The sequence below is a fragment of the Shewanella sp. 11B5 genome (assembly GCF_002836795.1).
Taxonomy (GTDB): Bacteria; Pseudomonadota; Gammaproteobacteria; order Enterobacterales; family Shewanellaceae; genus Shewanella; species Shewanella frigidimarina.
Window position 1 is genome coordinate 1 of record NZ_PJAP01000236.1, and the last position, 9,544, is coordinate 9,544.

Consider the following 9,544-nt stretch of genomic DNA (forward strand, 5'->3'; position numbering starts at 1 on the left):
ACATCAGTAATTCTTCTGGCATTGGTTCACCACTCATTTCGGCCATATCGACTAACGGAGCAAACATTTTTTGGTAATCAACAGACAAGTCAAAGAAACCATTAGATTCAAGTGATTGCTTATACATCAAATCAGCTAACTCTGTACCTCTGTCGCCAGTATAAGCAACTAAATGGCTACCTTTAATGGCTAACTTTGCACTAACCCCAAATTCAGGTGGCAACATTAACATAGGGGTAATATCGACTGGATCGCCATTATCTTTCAAGTCCACTTCTGCAAGCGGCGGGTAAAACGGCTTCATCATATCCACTAACATCATCGGTTTTTCAGCCGACACACTAATTAATGCGTCTAGTTTTTCAAAACTAGCTTGGCCATTTTTCTCAGTTAGCTTGTAATCAGCTAATGTCACACTAATGCCTTTAACACCATTAGCCATACCCGTCATCATGCCAAGCATAGCTGGATTTAACTCACTTAACTCTGATTGCATTTGAGCCAATGCAGCACATTGATATTGCGGTGTTTGTAAATCTTTCCACACTTCGTTCAGTGCTGGTGCGAGTTGATTAACATCAATGCCTAATGAAAATGACAAGATATTGTCGTGACCGTTACTGGCAAATGATGGCACAAAACCACGCATTTTATTCAATGCAGACAAAATCACTTGGTTGTTACTTTCAAGCACAACAGCAGCATCAATGGTACTTTCGTCGCGAGTAATAGAGTATGAATTTAACCCCATCACACTGCGCGGCCAATTAGCAGCAATAGCATTTAATTCAGTTTGGCACACTGGTGTTTTCATTTCTGCAAATGGATCTTCACCCTGAATTTCAATCATTTTGGTCATTTGCTTGGCCAGCATATTACCGTCTGTCGATGTTAACCCTTTAACCAATTCAACATGATTAATAAAGCTAATACTGTCTTGCATAAAACCATGAGTCTTAGCGATGTCTTGCAACATGGTGGTTTCGCTAATTGGATGGTCAACTTTCTTTTCACCCAATGCGGTTTCAAGCAATTCAGGTTGATTAAATGACGTATTCAATGTCACGGTTAACCAGCCATCTTTAATAGAAAATACAATCTCAGCGTGCTCTTTTTCATCAACATCAGTCAATGTATAACCGCGATATTCAACAGAACCAGATTTGCCCATTGTATGAGTTAAGCCACTTTCCTGCTCAGCGCGATCTAATTCCGCCCAAAATGCTGCAGGATTGCTGATCTCAACTTTCATTACCGGCAATGCACCTAAGGTATAAAAATAACTCTTAATTGAATCAGGTAAGCCGTATGTTGATAGTAAGGTTTCAGGCTCTGGCAACACGGTCATGTATTGCTTATATAAACTGATAAAAAAGCGCTCTTGAGCTGAAGAGCTATCATCTAGCGACAGCATTTTATCCAGATCATAAGCTTGGTAATTACCTGCAATGCTATACAGATAATCTTTTAACGGAAATGGAACTAACTGCCCAGAAAACGCTAATGTATCAGCTGGGACATAGTCCAACATAGGATCGTTCTTAACGACTGACGTCCCTTGTTGCGACAGAAAGTATCCACCAGCACCAACAGCCAATACCACAGCAGCAATTGCCATTTTATTCATCTATAAACTCCAATTTATATTATTGTTAACTCTTCCTTGAAATGAGTTAGCGTTTAAACATTTATTATCTTTTTGGGATAAGCATTATCGATTTCACCGATAAACTGCGGATTAATTTAGCATTAAATGTTAATCAGCGCATTAGATGTTGCCTTTTGGGGTGATATTTATGCAGAAAACGGCACCAATAAAACACCAATAACATCAAAAAGGCAGCTTATTATCCAACGAGCTTAGAAAGGGAATTTGATGAGCGTAGAGATGAGATGCAAAAAGGATTAAGCAGGAAATAAATCAAACATTTGATTCCCGATAACTCGAACTACTGAGTTATCGGGAACAACCTGATAGATTGCTTATACGCTAACAAGTCAATCAATATGCTCGAGGATGCGAGCGAAGCTTTTGAAGGTACGTGGATTGCAAAAACAATCCCAAAGCGTCCACAAAAACCGTCTACGGGAATTTCTAAATCTAGACTATTATCGGCACTGATGCATGAAAATTTAAATAAAATTTAATTATTTTCTATCCACACAGAAAACCAGTAGCTCAACCTGTCCTTTTTAATTATAACGTTGCAATGTCTGACAACATGCTAACAAACATGCTTGGTGATAATTTGGCTGCATGATATTACAAACCGATGAGATAAAAGCCGTTTATCTCATAATTCAAACTTATGAATGACAACAATAAAACAAATTAATTAACAAGAATAACGTCGAATTTAAGACAAAATAGAGGGTGATACGGTAGATAATTAAAGCCTTAAAATGAATTCATCCGCAATAAATTGCGGATGAATGGAGTACGTTATCTAACACCACTTCACAACTAGATATCGAAGTGCAGACCACATTCTCGCTGTAAGCCATTAAAACGAGTTTCTTCTTCGCTCATGCCCAACTCAAGAGGTTTACTTGAGTGAGTATCGCCTACCGACACATAGCCTTGTTCCCATAATGGGTGGTATGGCAAGTCATGTTCAGTTAAGTACATATGCACGTCTTTGTTGCTCCACTCAATGATGGGTAACAACTTAAAACGTTTGCCACTAATGGCTAAAATCGGCAATGCTTCACGGGTGCTAGACTGGCTACGACGCAAGCCTGCGAACCAGGTACCGACATTTAATTCAGCTAATGCACGTTGCATAGGCTCAACTTTATTGATGCGGTTATACTTTTCTAAGCCGTCAATCCCCTGCTCCCATAGCTTACCAAAACGGGCTTCTTGCCACGCTTGGGTTTGACCCGCTTGGTACACTTTAAGATTGAGGTTTAAGCGCTCAGTTAACTGATCAATAAATTGATAGGTTTCCGCAAACAAATAGCCAGTGTCGGTTAAAATCACCGGAATATCACTTTGCGCTTGAGTCACCATGTGCAGCATCACCGCGCCTTGAATACCAAAGCTAGACGATAACGCATGATAGCCCGGTAAATATGCCAGGCCCCAAGCCACTCGTTGTTGCGCCGTTAAACCTGCTAAAAACAGGTTAATGTTTTCAAGCGCAGCTGTTTGCTCAGCTTTAGGCGCTAATAATAACGCCTGCAGTTGAGCCGGAGTCACAGAATGATCGACGGCCGCGCCAGTAGGCGCAGTCGTTACCACTTCATTAGGCATGAAAATCCTTAGCGGCGTCATTAACCGCCTTCACTACGCCAATGCGTACAGTGAAGTTACCAAAGGTTTCGCCCGCATCGCGCTCTGTGGCGTAGCGGCCAAACAAGGTATCCAATTCAGCTAAAATTTCAGCTTCTTGAATGTTTTCTTTATGCATTTTATTTAAACGCGTGCCTTCAAAGCTGGCGCCTAAATACAAATTATAACGCCCAGGTGCTTTACCCACTAAGCCGATTTCAGCCGCAAATGGACGGGCACAACCGTTTGGACAACCGGTCATACGCACCACAATTGATTGCTCGCTAATACCATGCTTAGCCTGTAGTGCATCAATGTGATCAATAAACTCAGGGAAGTAACGTTCAGCTTCTGCCATCGCTAATGGGCAAGTTGGCAATGCCACACAGGCAATTGAATGACCGCGAGTACCACTTAGCACTTGGCCTAATAAACCATGTTTACGCGCTAACCCTTCAATTTCAGCTTTATCTTGTGCAGCGACACCGGCAATAATCATGTTCTGATTAGATGTCATGCGGAAATCGCCTTTATGGATTTTGGCTATTTCACGTAGACCGGTTTGCAAGGTTTGACCTGGCATGTCTTTAATACGGCCACTTTCAATAAACAGCGTTAAATGGAACTTATTGTCGATACCTTCAACCCAACCATAACGGTCGCCGCGATCGCCAATAATCACATCACGTTTGGGCTCAAATTTAACCCCGGCACGTTTCTCTACTTCTGCTTTAAATGCATCATAACCATGGTCAACAATGGTGTACTTTAAACGCGCACGTTTACGTACAACACGGTTACCCCAGTCACGTTGAACGGTCATTACCGCTTCGGCAAACTTGGTAACGTCGTCAGTTTTAATAAACCCAAAGTCGTCAGCTAAACGTGGGAAGGTTTCTACTTCACCGTGGGTAGACCCCATGCCGCCACCCGCAACCAAGTTAAAGCCAATTAACTCGCCGGCTTCTGCTACCGCAATAAAACCAAGGTCGTTGGTGTATACGTCGACATCGTTATGTGGTGGAACTGCAACCGCCATCTTAAATTTACGTGGCAAATAGGTTTTACCGTAAACCGGTTCAACCGTTTCGGTGCCTAATAGCTTTTCTTCATCTAACCAAATCTCAGCGTAAGCGCGAGTGTGTGGTAATAGATGATCAGATAAATGCTTGGCAACCGAATACGCCTGAGCATGTAACTTAGATTCAACCGGGTTTGGGTTACACATCACGTTACGGTTTACGTCACCACAAGCGGCAATAGAATCGAGTGCGGCGCGATCAAGACCTTGGATCAAGGTTTTTAGATTACGCTTAGGAATGCCGTGGTACTGAAACGTTTGACGCGTGGTTAAACGAATGCTGTTTGAGGTGGTTAGCGTAGATGAAATTTTATCCACTTCTAACCACTGCGCTGGAGTACAAATACCACCAGGTACACGGGCACGTAGCATAAAGCTATGCAATGGCTCTAACTTTTGCTCTTTACGCTCGTTACGTAAATCGCGATCGTCTTGCTGATAAAAACCGTGGAATTTGATCAACTGTTGATCGCCATCACTAAACGAACCAGTCACTTGAGTATCTAAACCTTCCTGGATGTCGCCGCGTAAATAATCACTGTCGATTTTTAAGTATTCGTTTAACGCTAACTTTTGCTCACTCATGTCCTGGGCCTCTCTTAATTCTGTTCAATTCATTAGTGCGATTAGGTTGCTAGATTTGGCTAGCAACCGAGGTCGAATTTAGTACACGTCTTTTTGGTAGCGTTTTTCGCTACGAAGTGTTTCAAAGTAAGCTTCTGCGTCATCAGCGCTTAAGCCACCTTGTTCAACCGCTATATTCACTAATGCTTGGTGTACATCTTTTGCCATGCGTTCTGCATCACCACAGATATACACATGCGCGCCATTTTGTAGCCACTGCCACAACGCTTCAGCTTGTTCGGCAATGCGATGCTGAACATACACTTTATGAGCTTGATCACGCGAGAAAGCCACATCTAAACGCGATAAATCGCCATTTTTAAGATACTGCTGCCACTCAACTTGGTATAAGAAATCTTGTTCAAAATGTGGGTTACCAAAGAATAACCAGCTGTCACCCGACACACCGTCAACAGCACGTTGCTGCATGAAGGCGCGGAATGGCGCAACACCAGTACCAGGACCCACCATAATTACCGGTGTTTCTGGGTTTTCTGGTAAGCGGAAATGGTTATTAGGCTCAACATACACATTAACCTGCTGGCCTTCTTCAGCTGAGGCTAAGAAATGCGATGCACCACCAAAACGAGCTTGGCCTTGACGCTCATCTTCAACCAATGCCACTGTTAAGTGTACTTCGGCTTCAACTTCGGCCTGGCTAGAGGCTATTGAATATAAGCGTGGCGTTAATGGACGTAACATATCAACTAACTGCACGGCGCTAACCTTGGCAGGATATATTGCAACTAAATCGGCTAACTGATGCTTAAGAATAAACTGTCTGGTTTGTTCTTTGTCTTCACTAATGGCAGCTAGTTCAGCATTACCACTCAACTCAGCCCATGTTTTAACTAGGCCTGGGTATAACTGAGTTAATTCTTTCTTGTCAGTTAACGCAGCCTTTAATGATAATGACTGTTTCGATACGGTAACATCGTCGTCTGCAGCTAAACCGAGCGCGGCGATAACTTCATCGACAAGCACTTCGTTATTACTAAACCATACACCTAACGCATCACCGACTTGATAAGTTAATCCTGACTCGCCTAAATCAATTTCAACATGGCGGACATCACGATCAGAATCTCGACCAGTAATTTTTTGGCTGACGAGTACTTCTGCTGTATAGGGGTTTTGCTTAGTAAATTCGCTTTCACCAGCAACTGATGCAGTACCAATAGAGACCACACTTGCACTTGATGCTTGAATGTACGGCTTAACAGCTTCTACAACACTGTCCTGCCATTGTTGTGAAATATCTTCATAATCAACATCACATTCTACCAACGGCAATAAAGATGTTGCCCCTAGTGCACTTAAACGCGCATCAAAGTCTTTACCGGTTTGGCAGAAAAACTCATAACTTGAATCACCTAGCGCTAACACAGAATAATGAAGCTTATCTAATTTAGGTGCACGCTTTGAGGATAAAAACTTGTGTAGTTCAATCGCATCGTCAGGCGCTTCGCCTTCACCATGAGTACTAACAACCAATAACAAGATGGTTTCTTGTTTTAGTTGACGGACATTGTATTCGCCCATAGAAGCTAAATTAACCGCGTAACCTTGCGCCTGCGCTTTAGCCGCTAGCTCTTTAGCTACACCACGGCCATTGCCCGTTTGGCTACCGTATAAAATCGTAACTGTTGGTGCGGCACTTGTCTCTGCTGTCGTCTCGACACCGCCTTGACCTTGGTTAGCACTCGCAGCGAGATAACCACTGACCCATGCAAGTTGAACTGAAGATAATTCAGATGTGAGTTGCTTTAGCTTATCGACTTGTCCTTGAGACAATGGTGATGCTAAAGCTGAAAGTTCTTTTAACAACATAAGACGGCCTTATAACAGTGTAATGTGAACTAGCTTACTCCTAAGGACAAAAACCAAAAAAGAATAAAAGATGATTTTTTATTCCATTTAGGAATATGCAAAGATGTTTTTTTAAGCTACAAAAGTGTGGCGCAGTTAAAAGTTTTTAAATTACCTTAATTTAAAACCCTTTAATTAACCTAAAGGCACTTGTACCGAACACGCCTCATGTCGCAAGCTAGGAGCGCCAATTAACTGATGAATAATTATCAGGTTGATTGTTCTCTGAGTAAAACGACATGCAAATACAATGTAACTGTGTCAACGTAATGCCATTGGTTAAATAGTTTACCCGACTTCAATGGTCATATGCTGCTCTTTTTCTATCTTCAAAGTGCAGCATGTGAGGCAGAAATACTCAAACGGAATGGTCTATTGATGGGGAACAACAATAGACGGTCTTTTTATTAACCATCAGGAAACAGTCATGCAGATTGGAATACCGAGAGAAAGTATCAAAGGTGAAACTCGAGTCGCCGCGACTCCAGCCACTGTGGTACAACTAATAAAACTCGGCTTTAGTGTGGCAATTGAAGCACAGGCAGGTGTGAAGTCGAGCTTTGATAATGCTGCATTTGAAGCCGCTGGGGCGGATGTGGTCGACAATGTGTACGACGCTGACTTTATTTTTAAAGTGAATGCACCGTCCGATGACGAAATCGCCAAAATGAAACCCGGTACGACGTTGGTGAGTTTTATTTGGCCAGCCCAAAACCCTGAACTTGTTGAAAAACTGTCAAGTCACAATATTACTGTGATGGCGATGGACATGGTGCCACGCATCTCACGCGCCCAATCACTCGATGCCTTATCATCGATGGCCAACATTGGTGGTTATCGCGCGGTGATCGAAGCCGCCCACGAATTTGGTCGTTTCTTTACCGGGCAAATTACCGCAGCAGGTAAAGTGCCACCAGCCAAAGTGTTGGTAATTGGCGCTGGTGTAGCTGGACTTGCCGCTATTGGTACAGCGGGCTCGCTAGGCGCCATAGTGCGCGCATTTGATACTCGTCTTGAAGTGGCTGAGCAAATTGAGTCAATGGGCGGTAGCTTCTTAAAGCTTGAATTTGAAAACAAAGAAGGCGGCTCGTCTGACGGCTACGCTAAAACCATGTCAGAAGAGTTTATTGCTGCTGAAATGGCGCTCTTTGCTGAACAAGCCAAAGACGTCGATATCATCATTACCACCGCATTAATTCCTGGTCGTCCTGCGCCAAAGCTGATCACCAAAGACATGGTCGATACCATGAAACCGGGCTCTGTGATTGTCGATTTAGCGGCAGCAACTGGCGGTAACTGTGAATACACCGTCACTGGCGAACGCTTTATTACCGATAACGGCGTCAAAGTGTTGGGTTATACCGACTTACCGGGTCGTTTACCGGCGCAATCGTCACAACTTTATGGCACTAACCTAGTTAACTTGATGAAGTTAATGTGTAAAGCCAAAGACGGTAATGCAGTGCTCGATTTTGACGATGTAGTGATGCGCAACATGACCGTGACTCGTGGCGGCGAAATAACTTTCCCACCTCCAGCCATTTCAGTGTCTGCGGCACCGCAAAAACCAGCAGCGAGTATCGAGCCTAAAGCAGCCAAAGTTGACAAAGCACCGTCAAAACTTAAATACATTTTAGGTGTGTTAGGGCTTGCTGGTTTTGCTGCAGTCGCTTCTGTTGCTCCCGCTGAGTTCTTATCGCATTTCACCGTGTTTATCCTATCGTGTGTGGTGGGTTATTACGTGGTGTGGAATGTGTCGCACTCATTGCATACGCCGTTAATGTCGGTCACTAATGCTATTTCAGGCATTATTGTGGTTGGGGCGTTATTGCAAATAGGCCAAGGTTCAGCATTAGTCACGGCGCTTGCGTTTGTCGCGGTGCTTATTGCCAGTATCAACATCTTTGGCGGGTTTACCGTCACTCAGCGCATGCTGAAGATGTTCCGTAAAGATTAAGGAGTCATATCGTGTCTCAAGGACTGGTTACAGCATCTTATATCATTGCCGCGGTGTTTTTTATTCTCAGCTTAGCTGGATTATCAAAACAAGAAACCGCTAAAAATGGTAATTTATTTGGCATTATTGGTATGGCGATTGCGCTTATTGCAACCATACTCAACCCTGCCACAAGCGGCGTAGAATGGATTATTCTCGCCATGGTCATTGGTGGATCAATTGGTATTCGCTTAGCATTAAAAGTCGAAATGACTGAAATGCCAGAGCTAGTCGCGATTTTGCACAGTTTTGTGGGTCTCGCAGCGGTATTAGTGGGCTTTAATAGCTTTATTGATATCCAACCACACGAAGTGTCTGAAATTGTTGTGGTATTGGGGCAAGACCTCAACACAACACTAGAAACCGCCAGAGCGGCATTTGCAGAAGCAAGCAAAGCCCAACAAACTGAGCACCTAACCGGTGCAATGCTTAACATTCACTTAGTGGAAGTATTTTTAGGCATCTTTATTGGTGCTGTCACCTTCACAGGTTCGATTGTTGCGTTTGCTAAGTTACGTGGTTTGGTTTCATCAAAAGCATTAATGCTACCTCATCGCCATAAATTAAATTTATTGGCTGTTGTGGTGTCATTTATTCTAATGGTGATATTCGTTCAGGCTGGTGGTGCAGTGACACCAATCATCTTGATGACCCTAATCGCGTTCGCATTTGGTTGGCATTTAGTGGCTTCAATTGGCGG

6 protein-coding genes are annotated in these 9,544 nt (G+C 43.3%); 2 read left to right on the plus strand and 4 right to left on the minus strand.

All coding sequences use genetic code 11. The features are described 5' to 3' along the window. The 4 genes from CXF78_RS02665 to CXF78_RS02680 all read right to left on the minus strand — a co-directional run. Positions 1 to 1,627 (minus strand): hypothetical protein (locus CXF78_RS02665; RefSeq protein ID WP_102035893.1); only part of this gene is annotated, 1,627 nt, incomplete at its 3' end. Between the two features lie 837 nt (positions 1,628 to 2,464). Continuing rightward, positions 2,465 to 3,256, minus strand: coding sequence for a phosphoadenylyl-sulfate reductase (locus tag CXF78_RS02670; RefSeq protein WP_102035894.1), 792 nt, complete (start codon positions 3,254 to 3,256; stop codon positions 2,465 to 2,467). Beyond that, positions 3,249 to 4,940, minus strand: a complete 1,692-nt coding sequence (gene cysI / locus CXF78_RS02675; protein WP_102035895.1) for an assimilatory sulfite reductase (NADPH) hemoprotein subunit — start codon at positions 4,938 to 4,940, stop codon at positions 3,249 to 3,251. The genes CXF78_RS02670 and cysI overlap by 8 nt, the downstream gene beginning before the upstream one ends. 78 nt (positions 4,941 to 5,018) lie before the next feature. Then, a complete protein-coding gene (locus tag CXF78_RS02680) occupies positions 5,019 to 6,809 on the minus strand; it encodes an assimilatory sulfite reductase (NADPH) flavoprotein subunit (protein WP_102035896.1) in 1,791 nt (596 codons plus the stop codon). Positions 6,810 to 7,275: 466 nt separating this feature from the next. On the opposite strand from CXF78_RS02680, the gene CXF78_RS02685 reads away from it, so the two are divergent. Together CXF78_RS02685 and CXF78_RS02690 are read left to right on the plus strand one after the other, a co-directional pair. Next, positions 7,276 to 8,805, plus strand: coding sequence for a Re/Si-specific NAD(P)(+) transhydrogenase subunit alpha (locus CXF78_RS02685; RefSeq protein ID WP_102035897.1), 1,530 nt, complete (start codon positions 7,276 to 7,278; stop codon positions 8,803 to 8,805). An 11-nt stretch (positions 8,806 to 8,816) separates the two neighbouring features. After that, a partial coding sequence (locus CXF78_RS02690) for an NAD(P)(+) transhydrogenase (Re/Si-specific) subunit beta (protein WP_180957034.1) occupies positions 8,817 to 9,544 on the plus strand: 728 nt, incomplete at its 3' end.

Bases quoted from the DNA above. Each gene is read 5' to 3' on its own strand.
- CXF78_RS02670 (WP_102035894.1), bottom strand. From the start codon at position 3,256: ATGCCTAATGAAGTGGTAACGACTGCGCCTACTGGCGCGGCCGTCGAT.
- cysI (WP_102035895.1), bottom strand. From the start codon at position 4,940: ATGAGTGAGCAAAAGTTAGCGTTAAACGAATACTTAAAAATCGACAGT.
- CXF78_RS02680 (WP_102035896.1), bottom strand. From the start codon at position 6,809: ATGTTGTTAAAAGAACTTTCAGCTTTAGCATCACCATTGTCTCAAGGA.
- CXF78_RS02685 (WP_102035897.1), top strand. From the start codon at position 7,276: ATGCAGATTGGAATACCGAGAGAAAGTATCAAAGGTGAAACTCGAGTC.